The following is a 22,596-nucleotide window of genomic DNA, read 5'->3' on the forward strand; positions in this document are numbered from 1 at the left end:
GGATGAACTGGTCAATCTCCCTCGAACCGCTGATCTCCTGGCCGCTGCTCGCTGTGGTGCTGGTGCCGCTGGCGCTGCTTGCGCTCGTCGGCCTGTGGTTTCGCCAGCGTGGTGGTGTCCTGCGCTTCGTCGCCCTGCTGGCGCTCGCTGCCGCGCTGTTCAACCCGGTGTTCCTCAATGAGGAGCGCGAGCCGCTGAAGAGCGTCGTCGCGCTGATCGTCGACCGCAGCCAGAGCCAGGACATCGGCGACCGCACCAGGCAGACCGATGAAGCGCTGGCCGGGCTGCAGCAGCGTCTTGGCCGCTTCAAGCAGTTCGACGTCCGCGTCGTCGAGGCCGGCAAGTCCGATGCCGCCGAGGAGCGCACCGCAACGCGGCTGTTCGGCGCGCTGGAAGGCGCCTTCCGCGACGTGCCGCCCTCGCGCATCGGCGGCGCCATCATGATCACCGATGGCGAGGTGCATGACACGCCTTCGGGCGCGCCCGACTTCAACGCCCCGCTGCATGCGCTCATCACCGGCAACGACCACGAAAAGGACCGCCGCATCCGCTTCGAGAACGCGCCGCGCTTCGGCCTTGTCGGCAAGCCGCTAGACATGACCTACCGCGTCATCTCGACGGAAAACGAGGCCGGCCCGGTCGATGTGCGTGTTTCGGTCAATGGCGAGCAGGTCTCGGTCGAGCATGCCACCGTCGGCCAGGCCATGCCGTTGCAGGTGACCATTCCGGGCGCCGGCCGCAACATCATCGAACTCGCCATCGACCGCGAGCCGGGCGAACTCACCGACACCAACAACCGCGCCATCGCGCTGGTCGACGGCATCCGCGAGAATTTGCGCGTGCTGCTGGTTTCCGGCGAGCCGCATGCCGGCGAGCGCACCTGGCGCAATCTGTTGAAATCCGACGCCTCTGTCGATCTCGTCCACTTCACCATTCTGCGGCCGCCGGAGAAGCAGGACGGCACGCCGATCAACGAATTGTCGCTGATCGCCTTCCCGACCCGCGAGCTGTTCGTCGAGAAGATCAAGGATTTCGACCTCATCATCTTCGACCGCTACCAGCACCGCGACGTGCTGCCGATCCTCTATTACGACTACATCTCCGAATATGTCGAAAAGGGCGGCGCCCTGCTGATCGCCGCCGGCCCCGAATATGCCGGCGAGGCTTCGATCGCGCGCACCCCGCTGATGTCGGCCCTGCCCGCAATGCCGACCGGCGAGGTGGTCGAAAAGGCGTTCTATCCGCGCCTGACCGACCTTGGCCAGCGTCATCCGGTGACGCGCGGCCTCGACGGTTCGGCCACCGAGCCGCCGCATTGGAGCCGCTGGTTCCGCACCATCGGCGTGCAGAACCCGCAAGGCGAAGTGGTGATGAAGGGCGCCGACAACCGGCCCCTGCTCCTGCTCGACCGCAAGGGTGAAGGCCGTGTCGGCATGCTTCTGTCCGACCAGGGCTGGCTGTGGGCGCGCGGCTTCGAGGGCGGCGGCCCGCATGTCCAGCTCTACCGGCGCATCGCCCACTGGCTGATGAAGGAACCCGAACTCGAGGAAGAGCGGTTGACCGCCGAGGGACGCGGCATGGTGCTTGATATCCGCCGCCAGACCATGGCCGACGATCCCGGCCCCGCACAGATCATCACGCCCTCCGGCAAGACCGTGACCGTCAAGCTCGACAAAACCGAGCCCGGCGTCTTCCTTGGCAGCGTGCAAACCAATGAGATCGGCCTGTTCCAGGTTGCCAATGGCGATCTCACCGCGCTTGCCCATGTCGGGCCGGTCAACGCCCCGGAATTCGCCGACGTCATCTCAACCGAGGATCGGCTGAAAGCGCCGGCCGAAGCCACCGGCGGCAGCGTGCGCCGGCTGGCCTCGTCCACGGCCACTGGCGGCGACGTGACCCTGCCCTCCATCGTGCCGGTGCGCTCGGCCGGCGATGCCTCCGGCAGCGACTGGATCGGCCTGCGCACCACCGATGACAGCGTCCTGAAGGCCGTCTCGCGCGTGCCCCTGTTCGGCGGCTTCCTCGGCCTCGGCCTGCTGCTCCTGGCGATGGGTTCGATGTGGTACCGCGAGGGAAGGTAGCGCGGCGCCGTTTTCCTTCTCCCCTTGTGGGAGAAGGTGGATCGGCGCGCAGCGCCGAGACGGTTGAGGGGTGTTCCAGCGGAGTGAGGCGCCGGTGTTCCCTGGAACACCCCTCATCCGACCTCGCTTCGCGAGGCCACCTTCTCCCACAAGGGGAGAAGGGAAGAACCCCTCCTCACTCTTCCGGTTCCGTCGTGAACAGCAAGGGATAGCCCTTGGCCTTGCCGGCATCGGTGGCCCGCGTCGCCTTGGTCTCGGCGACATCCCTTGTGAAGACCGCGACCACACAGGCGCCGCGCCGGTGCGCGGTGATCATGATCCGGTGCGCCTGGTCCTCGCTCAGCTTGAATTCACCCTTCAGCACCGTCACCACGAATTCGCGCGGCGTGAAATCATCATTGATGAGGATGACCTTGTAGAGCTTCGGCCGCTCGGTCTGCGGCTTGACCTTGGTGCGGGGTTTCGTGGTGGTTTCAGGCATCGGAACCGACAGTTTCGCGATCGGGCTTCACCGTGTATTTTGCCACGGGCGGCGGCGATCGTCCATTTTGATTGGCGTGCGGACCGCCGGCGGGCGGGCCCGGTCATTCACAACCATGTGGGAGATTGTCGGTCGCGATTCAACGGCCCTGGCGGCCGAAGACGCGGCGGTTTGCTCCGGCGTCCGCCCGGCGTTCCATCCAGGCCGCGATCGGCCATCCGGCAACGCAGACCAGCGTCACGGCAAGAAGCACGATCAGCAGCCACGCCTGGACAGGCGTGATGTAGTCCCAGTTGCTGGAAATTATCGGCGCGAACAGCGAGGGTTCGGTGCGGCCACTGGCAGGATCGGGCACGGGGCTCGCGGTGAGCAGAATCAGCGCCCTGGCGACACCGGTGGCAACCAGGCCGCCGATCACCATCGAACGCAAAATGGACGAAAGCCGCTTCTTCATGCGGATTGTCCTACACGGCCGGCGTTGAAAACGGGTTAAGTCAGATCGAGATTACAGGCTGTGGGCGCCGGTGCTCAGCCGCTCGATCGGGTACCTGGCAGAAGGCCGCCCCAGCCAGTGCGGCTGGAGCGGCCTTGATGAAAATCGTCGGACCTGGATCAGGCCTTCGGAGCATCCTTGGCCTTGGCCTTCTTCACGGTCTTCTTGGCGGGAGCCTTCTTGTGCTTGACCTTCTTGACGACCTTCTTCACCGGGGGCTTGGCGGTGGCGTCAGCAGCCGGAGCGGTGGTGGTCGTCGTGGTCGAGGCAGCCGGAGCAGCGGTCGTGGTGGCAGCGGCGTTGCCGAGAGCGGGCATCGCGAAAGCCAGGGCAACGGCGAGACCGGTGGCGGACAGGATGGACTTTTTCATGGCTTCATTTCCTTTTTATGCGGGTCGATTTTGAGTGTCACTGGACCGGGTCGTTCGGTGCCACTCCAAGCAGCTTCAAAGCATTGGCGAGCATCCGAATTCCCTGTGCCTGTTTCTTGGCGGCGCAGTACCGGTTGCCCTTTCTCTGAAGTGCCTTTGCCGCGGTGACCTGCGTTGCCGTGGCGTGGGTTTCGAGGGCTTCATCAAATTGGTGGCTGAGATTGGCGCACCGTTCGCTCCGGGTGAGCGGCGCCTTTGCATCCGATTGTCCAACAGCGGCAGTGACCAGGCCAAGGCCCAGCAACGCACCCAACAAACTGATCGACAAGCTTGGCATCGGTTTTTCCGTGACCCGGAGACTTTGCGTCGCAGCCGGTAATCTGACCGCCACGGCACCGTTATGCCGCCTTACCTTTTCAGGAGTTTTTCCCGATTGTAGAATTTTGTTTCTGGATTGTGTCTGCCAGGACCCCGCCGCTTTCCATGTGGAGAAGGCGGAATTCGTTCTCCCTTGAAATCCAAGGCACTGGCCAACATATGGCCCGAATTCTATCGTGTGGCTCACCTGCCAGGAATGGCTTGGCCGGCAACCGGGACAGGGTACCTCGTGAAATCCGACGCACACATACTGATCGTCGACGACGACAAGGGCATCCGCGACCTGCTTCAGGAGTTCTTCCAGAAGCGAGGCCTGCACACTTCGGTTGCCGCCGACGGCACCGAGATGGAGACCATCCTGCGCCGCTCGCAGGTGGACCTCATCGTCCTCGACGTGATGCTGCCCGGCAAGAGCGGGCTGGAATTGTGCCGCGACCTGCGCGCCCAGTACACGACGCCGATCATCATGCTGACCGCCGTCACCGAGACAACCGACCGCGTGGTCGGCCTGGAGATGGGCGCCGACGACTATGTCCCCAAGCCCTTCGATCCGCGCGAACTCCTGGCCCGGATCCGTGCCGTGCTGCGGCGCAATGGTGCCGCCGAGCCGAAACGCGCCGCGACCAAGCAGATCTATCGTTTCGCCGGCTGGACGATGGACTGTGCGCGGCGACGGCTGACCGCGCCCGACGATGTCAGGGTCGAGCTGACCATGGCCGAATTCAACCTGCTGCAAACCTTCGTCAAGAGCGCCCAGCGCGTGCTGACCCGCGACCAGCTCATCGAGCTGTCCGGTGGCGACAGCGACTATTCCTTCGATCGCAGCATCGACATCCTCGTCAGCAGGTTGCGGCGCAAGATGGAAGATGACCCCAAAACGCCCAAGCTGATCCTCACGGTGCGCAGCGGCGGCTACCAGTTCCTGCCCGAGACGACCTCCGAATGAGACGTCTCCTGCCGCAGACCTTGCCTGCCTGGGTGCTGCTGATTGTCATTGCCGGCCTTTTGATCAGCCAGGTCGCGACCCTCTATATCGTGTCGCGCGACCGCGCCGCCTCCAACGACGTGGTCGACCTCTATCGCCTCAACGACCGCGCCTTCTCGCTGGTGCAGCTGATGAGCGGCGCCACGCCCGAGGAGCGCAAGGCGACCGCGGCAGGCCTGTTCAACTCGACCTACGCCCTTACCGTCTCGGACACGCCCGCCGTCACCTCCTCGATCGCCGGCGACGACGAACTGGCCGAACTCGAAGACATCCTCGTTGGCCGGCTGTCGAAGTTCGGCGTCACCGACGCGCGCGTGCGGCGCGATCCGGCGACGCGCGAGGCCGACGACGCCAGCGGCACCGCATCCGGCCCCGATATCGGCCAGGTGGAGCGCGACCTTCTGGTGCTCGCAGCCGATTTCGCCCAGAGCGACAAGCTGACGGCCTCCTTGCGCTTCGCCGACGGCCAGTGGCTGAATTTCACCGAGCCGATCACGCCGATTGGCCCGATCCTGAGCTTCGACAGCCTGCCGCTCTATGCGCTGATCGCCGGGCTGGTGGTGATCATGTCGATCTGGTCGCTGCGCCGGCTGACGGCGCCCTACCGGATGATGGAAACCGCCGTGAACAGGATCGGCAAGGACCTGAAGAGCCCGCCGATCGCCGAGAGCGGCAGCCGCGAGGTTAAGGCCGCGGCGAGGGCAATCAACGCCATGCAGGCCAGGCTGCGCGAATATGTCGAGGACCGCGAGCATCTTGCCGCCGCGCTGGCGCACGACCTGCGCACGCCGATGACGCGCATGCGGCTGCGGCTGGAATTGTTGCGCAAATCGGCGGTTCGCGAGGCGCTGGCGCATGATCTTGCCGATGTAGAGAGCATCGCCAGTTCGGTGATCGACTTCGCCACCTTCGAGGTGAACGAGGAAAAGACCGAGCGCATCGACTTCTGGTCGCTCGTGGAATCGATCGCCGACCCTTATCCGGAGGTCTCATTCGACAATGACGACACCCGTTCGCGCGGCCTGATCTGCATCGCGCGGCCGGTCGCGCTCAGACGCTGCGTCACCAATCTGGTGCAGAATGCCGTCACCTACGGCAAGAAGGCGCATCTCAGCCTGCACCGCTCGGACGGCACGATCACGCTCACCATCCGCGATGAAGGACCTGGTATACCACAGGCCCAGATCGATGCCGTGTTCGGCTCCTTCGTGCGCCTCGAACAGTCCCGCAACCGCCAGACCGGCGGCCTTGGGCTGGGCCTCACCATTGCCCGCAACATCGCGCGCGCCGCCGGCGGCGAGATCCGCCTGTCCAATCATCCGGATGGCGGATTGCTGACGGAGCTGCGCCTGCCACTGGCGGCCTGACGCGGGAATTGCGTCAGACGGGTAGATTGCGAGGCGCCTACCGACGCAACACCGCGCTCAGCACGTCGCGGATGCCGATGGCGCCGACGAAGCGCGACTGGTCGTCGAACAGCGCCACGGGCGCCGTCTGCGAGCGGTGCATGGCCAGCATCACGGTTTTCAGCGACGTGCCGGGAGTGGCCCAGAAGACTTGCGCCGCTTCCTCCGACTGGGCCTCGACATCGGCGCAAGATACCCACACCGCCGGCTTGCCGTCGCGCTCGGCCGCCGCCACCAGCCCGTGCTCGTCGATCTTGAAGCGTGTCGTCTTGCGCCGGTCGAGCCACACCCAGCCGTCCTTGCCCTCTTCGAGGTCGCGGCGGTCGCGCATCACGTTCCAGGCGGTGAGCACCGAGAGCGGGTTCACATTGGCGATGAAGTCGCGGACATAGTCATTGGCGGGCCGCAGCACGATGTCCTCCGGCGCGCCGGTCTGGACGATGCGCCCGCCCTCCATGATGGTGATGTGGCTGCCGATCTTGAGCGCCTCCTCGAGGTCATGGCTGACGAAGATGATGGTCTTCTTCAGCTCCGCCTGGAGCTGCAGCAATTCGTCCTGCAGCTTGGTGCGGATCAGCGGGTCGAGCGCCGAGAACGGCTCGTCCATCAACAGGATCGGCGCCTCGGTGGCGAAGGCGCGGGCGAGACCGACGCGCTGCTGCATGCCGCCCGACAGTTCATGCGCGTATTTCTTCGACCACTGGTCGAGATTGACCAGCTTGAGCTGCTTGTGCACGCGTTCCTTGCGTTCGGCTTCTGGCACGCCGGCAAGTTCGAGGCCAAGCCCGACATTCTCCTCGACCGTGCGCCATGGCAGCAGGCCGAACTGCTGGAAGACCATCGCCACCTGCTTCTGGCGCAAGCGCCGCAAGGTCGGCTCGTCGCAAGTGACCACGTCGACAATCTTGTCGCCGTCCTTGACCAGAACCTGGCCGCGCGACACCACGTTGAGCCGGTTGACGGCTCTGAGCAGCGTCGACTTGCCGGAGCCCGACAGGCCCATCAGCACCGAGATTTCGCCCTCATGCACCGTCAAGCTGGCGTCGGCGCAGCCCAGCACATTGCCGGTCTTTTCGAGGATTTCAGCGCGCGTGGCGCCCTTGTCGATCATCGCCAGCGAACCGGCCTGGTCGGCGCCGAAGACGATATCGACGTTCTTGAAATCGACGGCGACGGTCATTTCTTGCCTCCAACGCCAATGCGGGTCATTCGGTCGAGCACGATGGCGAGCACGACGATCGCCAGCCCTGCTTCAAGCCCGAGGTCGATGCGGCGCGAACCGAGCGCGCGGTTGATTTCGGTACCCAGGCCGCCGGCGCCGATCAGGGCCGCGAACACCACCATCGACAGCGACAGCATGATCGACTGCGTCAATCCCGCCATGATCGTCGGCAGCGCCGAAGGCAGTTCCACCTTCCACAGAAGCTGGCTTTTGGTCGCGCCGAACGCCTCGCCGGCCTCGATGATCGACTTCGGTACCGAGACGACGCCGAGATGCGTGAGCCGGACCGCGGTCGGGATGACGAAGATGATGGTGACGATGAGACCAGGCGCGTTGCCGAGACCGAACAGGGTCAGCACCGGGATCAGGTAGACGAAGGTCGGCAGCGTCTGCATCAGATCGAGCACCGGCAGCATGACGCGGTAGACCTTTGGCTTGTGCGCCGCCCAGATGCCGAGCGGCACGCCGATGGCCATGGCCATGGCGGCGGCGGCGACGACCAGCACCAGTGTCTGCACCGTCTGCTTCCAGAGGTTCTGGTTGATGATGAAGATCAGGCCGAGGAAGACGCCGATGGCAAGCGGCCGCGAGCGCTGCAGCAGCCAGGCGATGACGGCGATGACCAGCGCCAGCAGCACCGGCGGCACCATCAGCAGGAGCTCGACCAGCCCGTCGAGCAAGAAATTCAAACCGTTCGAGAAGGCTCTGAAGATGGTGTCGAAATTGTCGGTGAGGAAGCCGAAGAACGCCTTTCCCCAGGCACCGATCGGGATTTTGTGATCGACCATGAATTGCGAAATCGGATCCATCTTACCCCTCTTCGTCATGAGCCGCCCTGCTCTCGGCTCGCGCAACGTCATCTTGTCACAGGATATGGAAAAGGGCAGCCTTTTCTAAGATGGCTGCCCTTCCTGTTTCGGACTTGTCGAATGCAGTCGGCTCAGCTTCCGAGCGCGGTCTTGATCGCTGCGGCGGCATCGCCACCGTCGAACGTGGTAACGCCCGCGATCCATGGCTTGACGGCATCCGGATTCTTCTTCAGCCAGTCGGCCGCCACCGTGTTGGCGTCGCCGCCTTTCAGGATCGCGTCCATCATCTGGCCTTCCATGTCCAGATTGAACTTCAGGTTGGCGATGAACTTGCCGGCATTCGGGCATTCGGTGGTATAGCCCTTGCGCGCAACGGTGTAGACGGTCGCCGCGCCGAAGCCGCTGTCGCCCATGCCGTCGAGGTAGGTGATCTTCATGGCGCCCATCACCGGATGCGGCGTCCAGCCGAGGAAGGCGATCCACTCATTGTTCTTCATCGACTGCTCGGCTTGCGTCAGCATGCCGGCCTCCGAGGACTCGACCAGCTCGAAACCTTCGAGATTGTCCTTCGGGTTCTTGATCATGTCGAGGATGATGCGGTTGCCGTCATTGCCGGCCTCGATGCCGTAGATCTTGCCGTTGAACTTGTCCTTGAACTTGCCGATGTCGGTCAGCGACTTCACGCCGGCATCGGCGACATAGGTCGGCACGACGATGCCGTAGCCGGCACCGGTCAGGTTGGTGCTGATCGTTTCGACCGAACCGTCGGCGGTGTAGTCCTTGATGTCGTTGGTCATCGACGGCATCCAGTTGCCGAGGAACACATCGAGGTCCTTGTTCTTCAGCGACGCCATGGTCACCGGCACCGACAGCTGGATCGTTTGTGGCGCATAGCCGAGCGCGGTAAGCAGCACCGATGCGACGCCAGTGGTCGCCTGGATGTCGGTCCAACCGACATCGGAGAGACGCACCGCCTTGCAGCTCGCCGGATCGCCGGCAAAGGCAGCGCTCGTGGACAACAGAGCCGCAAGGCCGAGGCCGGCGGCGAAGGAATTCATACGCGACATAGACAGTCTCCCATTGTGATTCTTTGGCGAAGCGTGGTCACGGTTTCTCTGCCCGCCTTGTTTCGTCAGCCAAACACCATTCTGTTTAGGATTCAAGCGTCAAGGCAATCACGATCAACGGCGCGGACTGGCCAATCAGCGACACGGCTGACGCTTTTATGGTGCCAATATGGTGCCGAGTATTTTTTTAGAGGCTCGGCATCCTTTTCGGAGGCGAGCCGGCTTTTTCAGGGGAATGCGGCGGCGGCCCCTCCCCGCGCGGCGGCAACTCGGCTTAAAAGAGCGGCATGGCCAAGCTCTACTTCAACTACGCAACGATGAATGCCGGCAAGACAACGATGTTGCTGCAGGCGTCGTACAATTATCGCGAGCGCGGCATGACCACGATGTTGTTCGTCGCCGGTCATTACCGCAAGGGCGACAGTGGCCTGATCTCGTCGCGCATCGGACTGGAGACGGAAGCCGAGATGTTTCGCGATGGCGACGACCTGTTCGCCCGCGTCGCCGAGCACCACGACCACACGACGGTGCATTGCGTCTTCGTCGACGAGGCGCAATTCCTTGAGGAGGAGCAGGTCTGGCAATTGGCCCGCATTGCCGACCGGCTGAACATCCCTGTGATGTGCTACGGCCTGCGCACCGATTTCCAGGGCAAGCTGTTTTCCGGCTCGCGTGCGCTGCTGGCGATAGCCGACGACCTGCGCGAGGTGCGCACCATCTGTCGTTGCGGCCGCAAGGCAACGATGGTCGTGCGCCTCGGCGCCGACGGCAAGGTTGCCCGCCAGGGCGACCAGGTGGCGATCGGCAAGGACGTCTATGTCTCGCTCTGCCGTCGTCACTGGGAGGAAGAAATGGGCCGCGCCATGCCCGACGATTTCATCGGCTTCATGGAACCCTGAACATGCTTCCTGCGATCCGCGTCAGGCCGCCGAGACACGCCGTCGCGGGAACCGCCAGCCCAACCGGACACCAAGCGTCGCCACTGCGATCAGTACCATGCCGGCGGCCTGTGCCGGCCCAAGGGGATGCCCGTAGATCGCCCAGTCGATGATGATGGCAACGACCGGATAGATGAAGGTGATGATGCCCATCACCGGCGTCGTCAGGCGCGGAAAGGCCGAGTTCATCAGCACATAGGCAATACCGGTGTGCAGCACGCCAATGCTGACCAGCCAGCCCCATGAATGCGCGGGAACATGCTGGCCGATCCCGGCGAAGGGGGCGAGCATGACAATTCCGACGATTGTCTGGCAAAGCACGGTGACCTCGGCGCGCTGCTGGCCCAGACCCTTGGCGAGGATCGTCGCCACCGCATAGAGCAGCGCGGCGACCAGCGTCAATGCGATGCCCAGCGCCCATCCCGTGCTGGCTTGCGCATGGGAAACCACCAGCCCGCTGGCCAGCACGACGCCAAGGAACGCGCCGAGCATCCACAGCATCTGGTCGAGCGAGATACGCTCCTTCAGGAAGACCACCCCGATGATAACCACGAAGAAGGGCTGGACGTGATAGACGATCGTCGTCGTGGCGATCGACGTCATGGCGAAGCCGGCGAAGAAGGCCGTCCAGCTCAGCACCATGCAGGCCCCGGCAAGCGCTGCCAGCGCGAGGCGGGACAAGGACAGGGTGCGGTCCGGCAGATAGCCACGCAGAAGGCACCAAGTGCCGAGGAACGCGGCGCCGAACACGCATCGCCAGAAGACGACGGTGACGGGGTGCAATCCCGATTCCGTGACGAAGGCGCCGACCGTGCCGGCGATCGTCATCGCAAAGGCGAGGCTCGCAGCTGGAAAACGGGAAGTTGGCAGGTCCTTCATCGACGTTTCCTCAAGCGCACGCCCTATCTGGCCAGCAATACAGCTTTCAAACAAGCGAATAGATTTGGAGCAAGCTATTCGATATGCTGATAGCACTATGGCCGCTCCACTTGACCTCAACCTCTTGAAAACCTTCGTCGCCGTCGTCGAGAGCGGCAGCCTGTCCAGTGCCGCGCCGCGTGTTGGCCGCAGCCAGTCAGCCGTCAGCATGCAGATGCAGCGGCTGGAGGAGATGGTCGGCAACCAGCTTCTGGTTCGCGGTCCCCGAACCGTCACGCCGAACGCGATCGGCGAGGATTTCGTGATCTATGCGCGCCGGCTGCTGAAATTGTCGGACGAGGCATGGGCGAGCGTCACCCGGCCAAAGGAGACAGGCAGCGTGCGCCTTGGCGTGCCGGACGACTATGCCGCATTCCTGCTGCCGCCCGTCCTGTCACGCTTCGCCGAGGATCACCCGCTGGTGACGGTGGAACTGATCTGCGAACAGTCGACCGCACTGGTGAAGACCCTGGCGGAGGGGCGGCTCGATCTGGCGATCGTCACCCGGCTGCCGGAGCAGCCGCTTGACGTGATCCGGCTGGAACGCTTCGTCTGGGTCGCCTCGCCCAACCACGTCGCCTGGCAGACCGATCCCTTGCCCGTCGCTTTGTTCGAGCCGGGCTGCGCCGCCAGGATGAGTGTCCTGCAGGCGCTTGGCGATGCCGATCGCGCCTACCGTTGCACCTATTCCAGCGCCTCGCTGCTGGGCCTGGTCGCGGTCGTGCAGGCCGGCCTGGCGGTCGCCGGTTTGGCGCAGCGCAGCGTGCCGCCGTCGCTGCGCATCATCGGCGGCAATGAAGGTCTTCCAGTGCTGCCGGATCTCGAAATAGGCATCCTGCGCAACCCGCTGTCAACGACACCGGCGGTCGATCGGCTGCACGACTTCCTGCGCCGCGATCTGGCGCAGGCCTGAGTCATCCTCCGGTCGCGGGAGATCGGCCGAAGGTCCGCCTTGCCAACCCGCCACGATGCAGCGTTTGTTAAGGCCTCGGTCCTATAAGGCCGTCAGCCAAGCTCTTCGGGGTCAGCCATGCTTCGAGCCGTTTCCAAAGCCAGCCTTCTTCTGCTTGCCACCTCCATTGCCGCCCATGCCGGCGACCCCGTGCAGGGCAAGCACGTCTTCAACCGGTGCATAGCCTGTCACGAAGCGGCCAGCGACCGCGACAAGGTCGGCCCGCACCTCATGGGTGTGGTCGGCCGCACCGCCGGTACAGCCGAGAGCTTCCTTGGCCATTATTCCGAAGCGATGAAGGGTGCGGGCGCTGCTGGTCTCGTCTGGGACGAGGCCAATCTTGCCGAATATCTCAAGGCTCCCAAGCTCAAGGTTCCCGGCAACAAAATGGCTTTTGGCGGCCTGGCCAATGACGACGACATCGCCAATGTCATTGCCTATCTGAAGGCCGATCCGAAGCCCTGAGCGCGCGCCGGCGCGCGCGACCGCATCGATCTGTTTGCCTGCAACCGGTCCAATCCCCTTTCGAATTCAGCATTTCCGCGCCGTTGGGGGCCGACTGTTTTAGCGGCATGAAAGTTCAATGGCAGTTGAACCAGCCCCGACGGACCGGCTAATCACGCCATGACCCCACCTGCATTGTCTTTCAAGGCCCTGGCGGATTCCTTTGTTTTCATGCGACCCTTGTCTTCACGTCTTTCAATCCCCGGAAGCCCCACATATATTCGCCGCTGTTCGCAACCAGCGACCGGAAGCCGATGCGGGAGGCCCCTATGGCGACATTGCAGAATTTCGACGCCGAAATTGCCAAGACCAAGCAGGTCGTCCAGGACATGCGAACCAAGATCGAGCAGTCCGGCACCGTGCTCGACACACTCGCCACCGCCGACAAGAAGATCGGCGACGCCAATTTCGACATCGAGAACGCCCGCATCGAGGATGTGCTGAAGCAGCAGAAGGTGATGGAAGGCAACATCGCCGACCTGATCATTGGCCTTGAGGACGCCACCAACGTCTTTGGCGCCGAGTTCGAGAGCATGAAGAACTATACCGGCTGGGAGAACTTCGTCGGCGTCTTCTCCAGCCAGCGCAAACAGCGCCTGCGCACTGACCGCGTGCGCAACATGTCGCTGGCCGGCAACCTGCAGGAACTTCTCGCCAAGTCCGACACCATCGTCGGCATCCTGAAGGCGCAGAAAGAGGTTCTCGACCAGCGCTACAAGACTTCCGAGACGAGCCTGTCGCAGGTGATCGAGCGCCGCAAGACCACCATGACCAACCTCGAAGCCGTGCAGAAGCGCATCGAGGAACTCAACCCGATGCTGCTCGACATCGAGAACAAGATCGCCGCCTCGACCAGCCAGAAGGACCGCACGCAGCTCGAGGGCGAACGCTCCAAGCTCGCCACCGAATACAATGAGAAGCAGGCCAAGGAGCAGGAACTGCTCGCCGAAAGCCAGACGCTGGAGCGCTATACCTCGATGTTCCAGACTTTCGTCGATTCGCTCAACAACCAGATCGCCGCGCAGTCGACGCTGATCAACAAGCTGACCATCGATACCGAGCAGCGCATCGTGCTCTACAAGGCGCTGGAAGATTCGCTGAAGACCGCGGCCCAGCAGGACGTCGCCCACAAGATCAACACGCTGGGCAGTCAGGTCGACAATACGGCGGAAGAAACCATGGCCGGCATCGGTGCCGCCTCGCAGAAGCACATCGGCGACCTGCTCGAGATGCATGAGAAGAACATGGTCGCCAGCGCCGATATCCAGCGCCGCAAGAAGCTCGCCGACGACGCCTTTGCCCGCCGCTTCGACGAGGTGCTGAAGAAGCACAATTCGGCCAACTACGTGCAGTCATAATTGCCGCGCGCACCGGTGCGACAATCCCAGGGCTGACAGCATGACCCCCGAAAACGACGCGGCGGCGCGGTATTTCTCGGCAATAACGGCCGCGCTCAGCGGCCTTGAAGTGTTCATGCGCGACGACCGCTCGCCGCTCTACCGGCACGGCATCGTCGCCAAGATCGTTGCCGAATATATCGCCCGGCTCGACAAGTCCTTCTCCTGTTGGCGCAACCGGCTGGGCTTCATGGACACGTTCCGCATTTCGCGCGCCGAAAGCGGTTTCCCGGTGTTCCAGAACCTGCTCGAACTGGAGAACGACCGCCGGCAGGCTGATGCGCGCCTTGCCAACATCCCGTTGGCCGGCGAGCTGCGCGAGGAGATGGCCGACTTCATCCTGCGCCACAAGGAATTCCCCGAGGCGTTGCAGAAGTCGATGGCCGAGCGGCTCTACCTCGAGGACGTCAGGAGCGAGCAGACCTTCGGTCCCTTCACCCTGGCGCAGACCGCCAAGGTCTCCGTCAACCCGAAGACGGCACGGCCCTATTATCTCGTCCATTGGGCCACCTTCGACGGCAGCGCCAACCTGCCGCTGGTCTACATGGTGACGGTGGAGGATTCTTCTGAAAGCATGATCCGCCAGCTCGTCGACCGGGACGGCAAGCTCAACGAAAAGGTCGACATCCCGCTGCCGGTCGACGGCCTGCTCAATCCCGAGCTTGCGCACCGTTTCGACGATTTCACCGAGAAGAATTCCGCCTACACGCTGTCGCCGGCGACGATCGCGGTCAACCTCGACAAGGATTTCGAACCCCTGCACCCCAAGCAGTTGCGCCGTGTCGTGCTCGGCCCCTTCTATTCCGCGGGCATTACCGACAACAATTCGACGGTGACCGAGGTGCTGGCCAAGGTGCGCAAACCGGAAAACGCCTGGCTGCTGACCTGGACCATCCAGGAGGTCTACTCCAAGGGCGAGAAGCCCGGCCGCAAGGGGCTGTTTTCCAGCGAAAAGACGACGCAGGAATTCTTCATCAACACCGATGACCTGGAAGCCGCGCGCCAGGGCGTGTCGAGTTACGAGAACCACGCGCTGATCCCGCACGAGGCCTACCAGGCGCTCTACGCCGCCGGCGAGGCACAGAAGATCTTCGGCGGCTACAAGGTTCACATCCTGTCCAATGGGCAGGTCATCTCAGACGTCTGACCGTAACACCACGGAGCATCCTTCATGGACACCGGCCTGACCACCATCCCGGAAGCGGCGATCGAGAAGCACCGCGCCACTGCGCAGAGCTTCATCACCCGCATCGTCGTGCTGGAGGATCCTTCGCGCGAATCCGGCACGGCATTGGCCGGCACCAACCGCCGCTTCGTCTCCACCGTCTCGGTCGGCTCGGTGCGCCGCACGCGCGAGGTCGAGCTGTCGAAGACCGTTGGCGCCGTCCATCCCGACGACCAGTTGCTCACCATCCCGCAGCATACGCTTCTGTTCCGCGCCCGGCGCGGCGCGGCAATCGCGCTCGCCATATCGGATGTCTTCGCCGAGGGGTCAGACCTCGAAAGCCTGCAGGCGAAAAACACCCGCGCCCCGCTCGAGGGCGACGAGGCGTCGGCCTTCAAGAAACTCCTGTCGGCCTCGGCCTACATCTCGGCTTTCAGCCTCGCCTCCTATCTGTTCCAGCTTATCGACAGCGACGGCGAGGCGCCCAACGACATCCCCGAGCCGGATTTTCTGTTCGACACGCCGCAGGATGCGGTGAAGTCGATCCTGGCCGGCCTCGACAAGGCGATAGCGGGCTCGAAGGACGATGCCGACCTGGTGACGCGGGCACGCGCCTTCGCCCGCGTCGCCATCGACGGGTTGCTGGCCCGCAAAGGCCGCTTCGACGGCATCGGCCCGTTCGAGAACGCCCATATCCGCATCGACGCCGACGACTTCACCCTCGACGGCTTCGACGTCGCGCCGGGCAAGCGCTCCAAGCCGCTGGTGATGACCTTCAAGAAGCCCGAAGAGGTCGTCGGCAACCACATCGCCAAGTACCAGTCGGTCAAGCTTGCCAAGATGCTGATGGCCTATGATTTCGAGCGCGAGCTGAACCCGTTCGTCGAGCTCGGCGGCTTCCTGTTCACCTTCATCGGCGACGGCGCGCCCGGCACCGGCAAGACGACGCTTATCCAGATGATCGCCGGTCTCGTCAACGGCTACTGCCAGGTCGCCGGCTATCCTTTCGCCTATGAGAATTTCGGCGTCGACCAGATCTCGTCCTACCAGGGCAAGTCAGGCCAGAACTGCCGCCAGTTCATCAACAATGTCTTGAACCCGCGCGTCATCGGCTTCGGCACCATCGACGACATCGACCAGGTGGCGGCACGCCGCTCCGACGACCGCGCCTCGGCCGGCCAGCAGGAGATCACCGGCGTCTTGATGGATGCCTTCGCCGGCGCGGCTACGGTGGTGCGCGGCAACTGCTCGTTCGGCATGTTCTCCAACTATCCCGAAAACGTCGATGATGCGCTGCGCCAGCGCGCCGGCGCCCGCTGGCTGGTCGACGGACCGCAGACCCGCGACGACTATATCGACATTTTCGTGCTGCTCGCCGGCAAGAACCACAAGATACCGCTCGGCGATCACGAACTCTACGCCGCGCAGGAGATCCAGCGCGCCGTTACCGAGGCTTATGAGGAACACGAGAAGCCGCGGGAAGACGGGCTGATGAAGGTCTATGAGCGCTACATGAAGGAAAATGGCGCGCCCAAGACGATGGCCGACATCGGCACCTACTTGCACCTGATCAAGGATGCCGAGCCACGCTTCACCGGTCGCGCCATCAAGAACGTCACCGACGCCATCAAGATGCGCGCCATGGACATCGAGCTTCCCGACGACTGGTTCGAGAAGCCGGAAGCCTTCATGCACAAGGGCTACGACGAGAAGAAGGCCATGATCGAGGAACTGCGCGGTCCGTTCTCGATGGACATGGTCATGCAGGAGATCAACCGCTACGCTGACAGCGAGTTCCGCTATTCCGACAAGTCCGACGACGCCGCCGTGGAAAAGCTGCTGCGCGACGCCCGCCTGCGCGAACGGGCCGCGCGCGAGATGGAGGAGATGAAGAAGAAGGGGCTGTGGAATGCGTGAGGTGAGCCCGCCTTCCCTTCTCCCCTTGTGGGAGAAGGTGTCGCCGAAGGCGACGGATGAGGGGTGTTCCAGCTTGGCGCCGACGGTACTCTGTGGCGCACCCCTCATCCGTCTCGGCGCTACGCGCCGATCCACCTTCTCCCACAAGGGGAGAAGGGAAGACCGCGCCCCTCATCCGCCCTTCGGGCACCTTCTCCCCGTAAGCGGGGAGAAGGAAAGGTGAGCAAAAGACCCGACCTCCTTCGCGACAACGAGCTGATCTACGGCCGGCTGCTGCCCGTCGACGAGCCGCATCTCATCCAGCGCTACAACAAAGCGCTGGCCGCCTTCGGCCTCAAGCCGACCAGGCTCAAGAGTTTCCAGATCGACCGCACGGGCTTCTCGCCCGAAGTGGCCGAGGAATGCGGCGACTATGATTATCTCGACCCCAACGAGGTCAATCGCCGCTTCATCATCCTGACGCCGTCGCAGATCGACCTGCCGGTGGTGCACACCGCCTTCTCCAACACCTCGCAGCTGATGTTCGAGTTCATGTCCAAGAACCAGCGTGCCATCGACGCGCTGACCATCAAGGACGTCATCTACGGCGAGATCGAAGACTCCGTTCCCAAGGTCAACGACATTGAGGACTTGCTGTCGATCAACCAGGTCGAGTTCAAGGTGCTGTCGGCGGAGGATGTGCTGGGCAAGGCCGCCGAACTCGGCAAGCTGGTCGACCGGCTGAAGCAGGAGCCGGATGCCTGGCGCGACAATGCCATGCTGACCCGCATGGTGGACCTGGCGAAGGTCTGCGGCGATATCCGCGAGAACGCGCTGGTGCCCGACCAGGTGATCTTCCGCCACAACGCCTACTGGACCAGCCATTTTGGCGGGCTCTACGTGTTCGTCGATCCCGACATGACGACGGTGATCAGCGATCCCGCCGCGCCGGGCTTCCGCCGCTCGCGGCCGTGGCAGGTGAGCTATCTCTCGATCAACGACGCCGACAAGGTGTTCAAGTTCCTGGCCAGCACCGGCCGCATCGAGTTGCCGCGCGCCTCCTGGATCGAGGCGTCCGGCTATCTCGAGCACCGGGCTGAGATGGTGGTGCGTGCGCTGATTCGCGACGCCGAGCCGAACCGCAATCTGACCGATGTCGACAAGGTCTGGCTGCAGACCTGGATCCAGAGCCACGCAGACCTGATCACCAGGGACGGCAACTTTCCCTTCCTCAACGCCGCCAAGCGCGAAATCGCCCAGCTTGGCCATCTCAAGATCGAGGATGTGTTCCCGCAACAGCGCTTCCTGGTGATCCGTGCCAAGCCGGACCATCCCGACGCCTGGCTGACCAACCGGCTGATCTCGGATTTCGTGCCGACCGACTTCGTCTCGCGCTATATCTTCAACAAGCAGGGCTTCTACAAGGACTATGAGGGCTTCAGCGACGCCTGGCGATCGCATGTTGTGGACGTTCTGAAAACCACATATTTGAAGGACAAGGTGGCGTTTCGCACACGCCTCTACGGCCTGACTGACTAGAACGAAATGAACCCGTCATTTCGTTCTGACTTATTGTTTTGGCGCATGATGTTATCCAAAAAGTCTGCAACTTTTTGGCATCATGCTGAGGGGTGACACAGCCATGCTCGATCCGATCGTGAACTTCTTCGTCCGGATTTTCCAATGGATCGGCCGCGGCATCGGCCTTTTGATCGGCGTCATCCTGTGGCCGTTCCTGTGGGCCGGGCGCTGGTACGCGCAGCGCGGCTGGATCCTCAAGGCGATGGTCGGCCTGGCCCTGCTGGTCTTGATCGGCCTCTACGCCAACTTCTTCTACGCCACCCAGTGGTGGAACAATTTCAACCCCGACTATCCGGACACCTACACTTTCGAGAAGCGCAATGTTTCCGCCGGTGAGCAGGTGGCCGCGGGCACCGGCACCGACACGGCCAAGACTTGCGGCAACTCGGGCATCGCCCAGGTGGCGGCGGACCTGACCGACTTCAACGTCAACCAGAATGCCTGGATCTCGTCGATGATCCTCTACAAGCTTGGCCTGTTCGGCATCGACTGGGACAACACGCCGTGGATGGACAACAAGGCCTCGTTCCAGCGTGGCATCAACCAGGCGGTGCGGCGCACGGCGACCGAGCTTGCCGACAATCTCGGCCGCGTGCGCACGACCTCGCAGATCGATGCCGACCTGCAGGATGCGCGCGGCAATCTGCAGTTCGACGAATACACCTGGTATTTCGGCGTGAGCCCGTTCGGTCCGAAGACGCCGACGCCGAGCTATTATCGTGACGCGGTGCGCAAGCTGCGCTCGTTCAACGCACGGCTGGCCACCTGCCAGGCCACCTTCGATGCCCGCGCCGACAATCTGAAGCAGTATATCGACCGCATCGCTTCGGACATCGGCTCGACCTCGGCCATCCTCAAGGAGCGCGCCGAGAACCACAACAATGGCTGGTTCGACACCCGCGCCGACGACCGTTACTGGTTCGCCTACGGCCAGCTATATGCCTACTACGGACTGATGAAGGGCGCCCAGGCCGATTTCGAGGACGTCATCAAGGAAAAGCACCTGCAGAGCCTGTGGGACACGATGGACGCGCAATTCGTCTCGGCCCTGCGCATCCAGCCCTTCATCATCGCCAATGGCCGCGAGGATGGCTGGCTGCTGCCCACGCATCTGACGACGATGGGCTTCTACATCCTGCGCGTGCGCTCCAACATGGTCGAAATCAGCAACGTGCTGACACAGTAGCGTTCGCCCGGCGATGGCGAATTTGCGCCGTCGCTTCTGTCGCATTCCGTGCATTGTGCGGCTGTTTTGAGACGGCGGAAGCGCCCCTGCTCTGGCTTCTATACGGCGCGGCAAGCGGAGCCAGAAGGAACCGAGAGCAGGTCGGCCGACCGCAGAGGAATTTTCTCTATAGGAAACATAGTTGCATGAAAGTTGACGCCACGGCAGCGACAGGGTTAGAACATGCCCGCGCTCCCGGTTCCAACCTGCTTGCGATAGAGATCAACCCCGTCCCCTCCACCGTCCAATCCAGAGGAAAGCCGTTATGGCCGAAGTGAAGTCCGACATCGAGATCGCGCGCGCCGCCAAGAAAAAGCAGATCCAGGAGATCGGCCAGAAGATCGGCATCCCGACCGAGCACCTGCTGCCCTATGGCCACGACAAGGCCAAGATATCGGCCGAGTTCATAAAGTCGGTGAAGGGCAACAAGGACGGCAAGCTGATCCTGGTCACCGCTATCAACCCGACCCCGGCCGGCGAAGGCAAGACCACCACCACGGTCGGCCTCGGCGACGGCCTCAACCGCATCGGCAAGAAGGCGATCGTCTGCATACGCGAAGCCTCGCTTGGCCCGAATTTCGGCGTCAAGGGCGGTGCCGCGGGCGGCGGCTACGCACAGGTGGTGCCGATGGAGGACATGAACCTCCATTTCACCGGCGACTTCCATGCCATCACCACCGCGCACAATCTGCTTTCGGCGCTGATCGACAACCACATCTACTGGGGCAATGAGCTCGGCATCGACACCCGCCGCGTGGTGTGGCGCCGCGTCATGGACATGAACGACCGGGCGCTGCGCGAAATCATCTGCTCGCTCGGCGGCGTCGCCAACGGTTTCCCGCGCGAGGCCGGCTTCGACATCACCGTCGCTTCGGAAGTCATGGCGATCCTGTGCCTTGCCACCGACCTGAAGGACCTTGAGAAGCGCCTCGGCGACATCATCGTCGCCTACCGCCGCGACAAGTCGCCGGTCTATGCCCGGGACCTCAAGGCCGACGGCGCCATGGCCGTGCTTCTGAAGGACGCCATGCAGCCGAACTTGGTGCAGACGCTGGAGAACAACCCGGCCTTCGTCCATGGCGGCCCGTTCGCCAACATCGCGCATGGCTGCAACTCGGTCGTCGCCACCACGACGGCGCTGAAGCTCGCCGACTATGTCGTCACCGAAGCCGGTTTCGGCGCCGACCTTGGCGCCGAGAAATTCTTCGACATCAAGTGCCGCAAGGCCGGCCTCAAGCCGGCGGCGGCCGTCATCGTGGCCACCGTGCGCGCCATGAAGATGAATGGCGGCGTCAAGAAGGAAGACCTCGGCAAGGAAAACATCGAGGCGGTGAAGAAGGGTTGCGCCAATCTCGGCCGTCACATCGAGAACATCAGGCAGTTCGGCGTGCCGGCGGTGGTTGCCATCAACCACTTCTATTCCGATACCGACGCCGAAATCCAGGCGATGAAGGACTACGTCGCCTCGATGGGCGAAGAGGCGATCCTGTGCAAGCATTGGGCCAAGGGCTCGGCCGGCATCGAGGACCTCGCCAACAAGGTGGTGGCGCTTGCCGAATCCGGTGCCTCGCAGTTCGCGCCGCTCTATCCCGATGCCATGCCGCTGTTCGAGAAGATCAACACCATCGTCCAGCGCATCTATCGCGGCTCGGAGGCGATCGCCGACAAGTCGGTGCGCGACCAGCTCAAGGCCTGGGAAGACGCCGGCTACGGCAATCTGCCGGTCTGCATGGCCAAGACCCAGTACTCCTTCTCGACCGACCCGAACCTGCGCGGCGCGCCGACCGGCCACACCGTGCCGGTCCGCGAGGTCAGGCTTTCGGCGGGTGCCGGCTTCGTCGTCATCATCTGCGGCGAGGTCATGACCATGCCCGGCCTGCCCAAGGCGCCGTCCTCGGAAAAGATCTTCCTCAACGAGGCCGGCCAGATCGAAGGCTTGTTCTAAAATCCTTCAATTCGAAATCGCAAAGGGCGCCGCGGCTATGCGGCGCCCTTTTTGTTTGCGGATAGTCCTACGCGGCGTTGCGCGCCAGCGCCCGCTGATTGGAGGCGTGGATCGTGTCGCGCTCCGGGAGGACACCGGTCTTCAGGCACTCGGCCCATTCGGCGGTCTTCAGCACCGCGGCGAAGCGCGACTGAAGAATGATCGTGACCACGCGGTGGATCTCCTCGGCCGAGGCATAGCCTGCGCTGTTGGCATAGGGCACCGAGCCTGTCGCATCGGACAGGAACTCGACGGCAAACCCCATATGCACGGCGTGGATGATGGTCGACAGGTCGCAATTATGCGTCATGTAGCCGACGACCGTGATCGTATCGATGGCATTGGCGCGCAGCCAGTCCTCGAGGTCCGTGCCGGTGAACGCCGAGGGCAGCATCTTCTCGACATAATGGTCGCGGCCGCGCCTGGCGATCTCCGGATGCAGTTCGCCGCCATGGCTGCCCTTGGCGAAGATCGGTGACGTCTCGGGGGCCATCTGCTTGATGACAACCACCTTGATGCCGGCGGCGGCCGCGGCGTCCATTGCGCGCGCGACATTGACGACGGTGTCGCGAAACGGCGGATGCTGGATAGCCAGGTTGCCGCCATCGTAGTCGTTCTGGACATCCACGACGACGAGTGCGCGGCGCGGTGTGGTGTTGGCTCTGTCGGACATGGTGTTTTCCTTCCGGCTTGAATGCGATGGGCTGAAATTAGACCGGTCGACAAGCGGCCAAAAGTGGCCC

21 protein-coding genes are annotated in these 22,596 nt (G+C 63.3%); 12 read left to right on the forward strand and 9 right to left on the reverse strand.

Annotated elements, in window-relative coordinates; genetic code table 11:
- Positions 1 to 2: 2 nt before the first annotated feature.
- Positions 3 to 2,081 (forward strand): hypothetical protein, encoded by a 2,079-nt coding sequence (locus AC07SZ_RS21265; protein ID WP_172372317.1) that lies wholly within the window; start codon positions 3 to 5, stop codon positions 2,079 to 2,081.
- 175 nt (positions 2,082 to 2,256) lie between these two features.
- On the opposite strand, the gene clpS is transcribed toward AC07SZ_RS21265, so the two are convergent.
- The 4 genes from clpS to AC07SZ_RS21285 all read right to left on the reverse strand — a co-directional run bounded on the left by clpS (position 2,257) and on the right by AC07SZ_RS21285 (position 3,763).
- Positions 2,257 to 2,562 carry an ATP-dependent Clp protease adapter ClpS gene (gene clpS, locus AC07SZ_RS21270; protein WP_056578031.1) on the reverse strand — a complete coding sequence of 102 codons (306 nt, stop codon included), beginning with the start codon at positions 2,560 to 2,562 and terminating at the stop codon, positions 2,257 to 2,259.
- A 139-nt stretch (positions 2,563 to 2,701) separates the two neighbouring features.
- Positions 2,702 to 3,016, reverse strand: coding sequence for a hypothetical protein (locus AC07SZ_RS21275; protein ID WP_056578033.1), 315 nt, complete (start codon positions 3,014 to 3,016; stop codon positions 2,702 to 2,704).
- A 158-nt stretch (positions 3,017 to 3,174) separates the two neighbouring features.
- A complete protein-coding gene (locus tag AC07SZ_RS21280; RefSeq protein ID WP_056578035.1) occupies positions 3,175 to 3,426 on the reverse strand; it encodes a hypothetical protein in 252 nt (83 codons plus the stop codon).
- A 37-nt stretch (positions 3,427 to 3,463) separates the two neighbouring features.
- Positions 3,464 to 3,763 carry a hypothetical protein gene (locus AC07SZ_RS21285; protein WP_056578037.1) on the reverse strand — a complete coding sequence of 100 codons (300 nt, stop codon included), beginning with the start codon at positions 3,761 to 3,763 and terminating at the stop codon, positions 3,464 to 3,466.
- 270 nt (positions 3,764 to 4,033) lie between these two features.
- Between AC07SZ_RS21285 and AC07SZ_RS21290 the strand changes: the two genes are divergently transcribed.
- Together AC07SZ_RS21290 and AC07SZ_RS21295 are read left to right on the forward strand one after the other, a co-directional pair.
- Positions 4,034 to 4,750 (forward strand): response regulator, encoded by a 717-nt coding sequence (locus tag AC07SZ_RS21290; RefSeq protein ID WP_056578039.1) that lies wholly within the window; start codon positions 4,034 to 4,036, stop codon positions 4,748 to 4,750.
- On the forward strand, positions 4,747 to 6,156 hold the full coding sequence (locus tag AC07SZ_RS21295; RefSeq protein WP_056578041.1) for an ATP-binding protein: 1,410 nt from the start codon (positions 4,747 to 4,749) through the stop codon (positions 6,154 to 6,156). Before AC07SZ_RS21290 ends, AC07SZ_RS21295 begins: the two co-directional genes overlap by 4 nt.
- 37 nt (positions 6,157 to 6,193) lie before the next feature.
- Here AC07SZ_RS21295 and choV read toward each other — a convergent pair whose 3' ends face one another.
- The 3 genes from choV to AC07SZ_RS21310 form a co-directional block, all read right to left on the reverse strand.
- Positions 6,194 to 7,375, reverse strand: a complete 1,182-nt coding sequence (gene choV / locus AC07SZ_RS21300) for a choline ABC transporter ATP-binding protein (protein WP_056578043.1) — start codon at positions 7,373 to 7,375, stop codon at positions 6,194 to 6,196.
- Complete coding sequence (choW, locus tag AC07SZ_RS21305; protein WP_056578045.1) at positions 7,372 to 8,226, reverse strand: choline ABC transporter permease subunit; 855 nt, start codon at positions 8,224 to 8,226, stop codon at positions 7,372 to 7,374. The genes choV and choW overlap by 4 nt, the downstream gene beginning before the upstream one ends.
- Before the next feature lie 131 nt (positions 8,227 to 8,357).
- The gene (locus AC07SZ_RS21310; protein ID WP_494915701.1) at positions 8,358 to 9,293 is read right to left on the reverse strand and encodes a choline ABC transporter substrate-binding protein; all 936 of its coding nucleotides are present in this window, start codon (positions 9,291 to 9,293) and stop codon (positions 8,358 to 8,360) included.
- Between the two features lie 287 nt (positions 9,294 to 9,580).
- Here AC07SZ_RS21310 and AC07SZ_RS21315 point away from each other — a divergent pair, with 287 nt between their 5' ends.
- On the forward strand, positions 9,581 to 10,192 hold the full coding sequence (locus AC07SZ_RS21315; protein WP_494915702.1) for a thymidine kinase: 612 nt from the start codon (positions 9,581 to 9,583) through the stop codon (positions 10,190 to 10,192).
- 21 nt (positions 10,193 to 10,213) lie between these two features.
- On the opposite strand, the gene AC07SZ_RS21320 is transcribed toward AC07SZ_RS21315, so the two are convergent.
- Positions 10,214 to 11,110 carry a DMT family transporter gene (locus AC07SZ_RS21320; protein ID WP_494915703.1) on the reverse strand — a complete coding sequence of 299 codons (897 nt, stop codon included), beginning with the start codon at positions 11,108 to 11,110 and terminating at the stop codon, positions 10,214 to 10,216.
- A 97-nt stretch (positions 11,111 to 11,207) separates the two neighbouring features.
- On the opposite strand from AC07SZ_RS21320, the gene AC07SZ_RS21325 reads away from it, so the two are divergent.
- From AC07SZ_RS21325 to AC07SZ_RS21360, 8 genes are all read left to right on the forward strand, one after another.
- Complete coding sequence (locus tag AC07SZ_RS21325) at positions 11,208 to 12,062, forward strand: LysR substrate-binding domain-containing protein (RefSeq protein ID WP_172372314.1); 855 nt, start codon at positions 11,208 to 11,210, stop codon at positions 12,060 to 12,062.
- Between the two features lie 117 nt (positions 12,063 to 12,179).
- A complete protein-coding gene (locus tag AC07SZ_RS21330) occupies positions 12,180 to 12,566 on the forward strand; it encodes a c-type cytochrome (RefSeq protein ID WP_172372312.1) in 387 nt (128 codons plus the stop codon).
- A 308-nt stretch (positions 12,567 to 12,874) separates the two neighbouring features.
- A complete protein-coding gene (locus tag AC07SZ_RS21335; RefSeq protein ID WP_056578056.1) occupies positions 12,875 to 13,963 on the forward strand; it encodes a hypothetical protein in 1,089 nt (362 codons plus the stop codon).
- Positions 13,964 to 14,003: 40 nt separating this feature from the next.
- Positions 14,004 to 15,149: a hypothetical protein gene (locus AC07SZ_RS21340; RefSeq protein ID WP_056578058.1), complete on the forward strand. Its 1,146-nt coding sequence runs from the start codon at positions 14,004 to 14,006 to the stop codon at positions 15,147 to 15,149.
- Between the two features lie 24 nt (positions 15,150 to 15,173).
- On the forward strand, positions 15,174 to 17,084 hold the full coding sequence (locus AC07SZ_RS21345) for an AAA family ATPase (RefSeq protein WP_056578060.1): 1,911 nt from the start codon (positions 15,174 to 15,176) through the stop codon (positions 17,082 to 17,084).
- Between the two features lie 219 nt (positions 17,085 to 17,303).
- Complete coding sequence (locus tag AC07SZ_RS21350) at positions 17,304 to 18,602, forward strand: DUF6638 family protein (protein ID WP_494915704.1); 1,299 nt, start codon at positions 17,304 to 17,306, stop codon at positions 18,600 to 18,602.
- 103 nt (positions 18,603 to 18,705) lie between these two features.
- A complete protein-coding gene (locus AC07SZ_RS21355; RefSeq protein WP_056578063.1) occupies positions 18,706 to 19,830 on the forward strand; it encodes a DUF2333 family protein in 1,125 nt (374 codons plus the stop codon).
- Between the two features lie 304 nt (positions 19,831 to 20,134).
- Positions 20,135 to 21,814 (forward strand): formate--tetrahydrofolate ligase, encoded by a 1,680-nt coding sequence (locus AC07SZ_RS21360; RefSeq protein ID WP_056578065.1) that lies wholly within the window; start codon positions 20,135 to 20,137, stop codon positions 21,812 to 21,814.
- 67 nt (positions 21,815 to 21,881) lie between these two features.
- Here AC07SZ_RS21360 and AC07SZ_RS21365 read toward each other — a convergent pair whose 3' ends face one another.
- Positions 21,882 to 22,526, reverse strand: a complete 645-nt coding sequence (locus AC07SZ_RS21365; RefSeq protein WP_494915705.1) for a cysteine hydrolase family protein — start codon at positions 22,524 to 22,526, stop codon at positions 21,882 to 21,884.
- Positions 22,527 to 22,596 lie beyond the last annotated feature (70 nt).

The organism is Mesorhizobium sp. GW821-FHT07A06, assembly GCF_059419085.1.

Excerpts from the sequence above, each read along its gene's own strand:
- AC07SZ_RS21265 (WP_172372317.1), top strand. The coding sequence starts at position 3 with ATGAACTGGTCAATCTCCCTCGAACCGCTGATCTCCTGGCCGCTGCTC.
- AC07SZ_RS21325 (WP_172372314.1), top strand. The coding sequence starts at position 11,208 with ATGGCCGCTCCACTTGACCTCAACCTCTTGAAAACCTTCGTCGCCGTC.
- choV (WP_056578043.1), bottom strand. The coding sequence starts at position 7,375 with ATGACCGTCGCCGTCGATTTCAAGAACGTCGATATCGTCTTCGGCGCC.
- AC07SZ_RS21345 (WP_056578060.1), top strand. The coding sequence starts at position 15,174 with ATGGACACCGGCCTGACCACCATCCCGGAAGCGGCGATCGAGAAGCAC.
- AC07SZ_RS21280 (WP_056578035.1), bottom strand. The coding sequence starts at position 3,426 with ATGAAAAAGTCCATCCTGTCCGCCACCGGTCTCGCCGTTGCCCTGGCT.
- AC07SZ_RS21355 (WP_056578063.1), top strand. The coding sequence starts at position 18,706 with ATGCTCGATCCGATCGTGAACTTCTTCGTCCGGATTTTCCAATGGATC.
- AC07SZ_RS21275 (WP_056578033.1), bottom strand. The coding sequence starts at position 3,016 with ATGAAGAAGCGGCTTTCGTCCATTTTGCGTTCGATGGTGATCGGCGGC.
- AC07SZ_RS21295 (WP_056578041.1), top strand. The coding sequence starts at position 4,747 with ATGAGACGTCTCCTGCCGCAGACCTTGCCTGCCTGGGTGCTGCTGATT.
- AC07SZ_RS21365 (WP_494915705.1), bottom strand. The coding sequence starts at position 22,526 with ATGTCCGACAGAGCCAACACCACACCGCGCCGCGCACTCGTCGTCGTG.
- choW (WP_056578045.1), bottom strand. The coding sequence starts at position 8,226 with ATGGATCCGATTTCGCAATTCATGGTCGATCACAAAATCCCGATCGGT.
- AC07SZ_RS21315 (WP_494915702.1), top strand. The coding sequence starts at position 9,581 with ATGGCCAAGCTCTACTTCAACTACGCAACGATGAATGCCGGCAAGACA.
- AC07SZ_RS21285 (WP_056578037.1), bottom strand. The coding sequence starts at position 3,763 with ATGCCAAGCTTGTCGATCAGTTTGTTGGGTGCGTTGCTGGGCCTTGGC.
- AC07SZ_RS21320 (WP_494915703.1), bottom strand. The coding sequence starts at position 11,110 with ATGAAGGACCTGCCAACTTCCCGTTTTCCAGCTGCGAGCCTCGCCTTT.
- AC07SZ_RS21335 (WP_056578056.1), top strand. The coding sequence starts at position 12,875 with ATGGCGACATTGCAGAATTTCGACGCCGAAATTGCCAAGACCAAGCAG.
- AC07SZ_RS21330 (WP_172372312.1), top strand. The coding sequence starts at position 12,180 with ATGCTTCGAGCCGTTTCCAAAGCCAGCCTTCTTCTGCTTGCCACCTCC.
- AC07SZ_RS21360 (WP_056578065.1), top strand. The coding sequence starts at position 20,135 with ATGGCCGAAGTGAAGTCCGACATCGAGATCGCGCGCGCCGCCAAGAAA.
- AC07SZ_RS21310 (WP_494915701.1), bottom strand. The coding sequence starts at position 9,293 with ATGTCGCGTATGAATTCCTTCGCCGCCGGCCTCGGCCTTGCGGCTCTG.
- AC07SZ_RS21340 (WP_056578058.1), top strand. The coding sequence starts at position 14,004 with ATGACCCCCGAAAACGACGCGGCGGCGCGGTATTTCTCGGCAATAACG.
- clpS (WP_056578031.1), bottom strand. The coding sequence starts at position 2,562 with ATGCCTGAAACCACCACGAAACCCCGCACCAAGGTCAAGCCGCAGACC.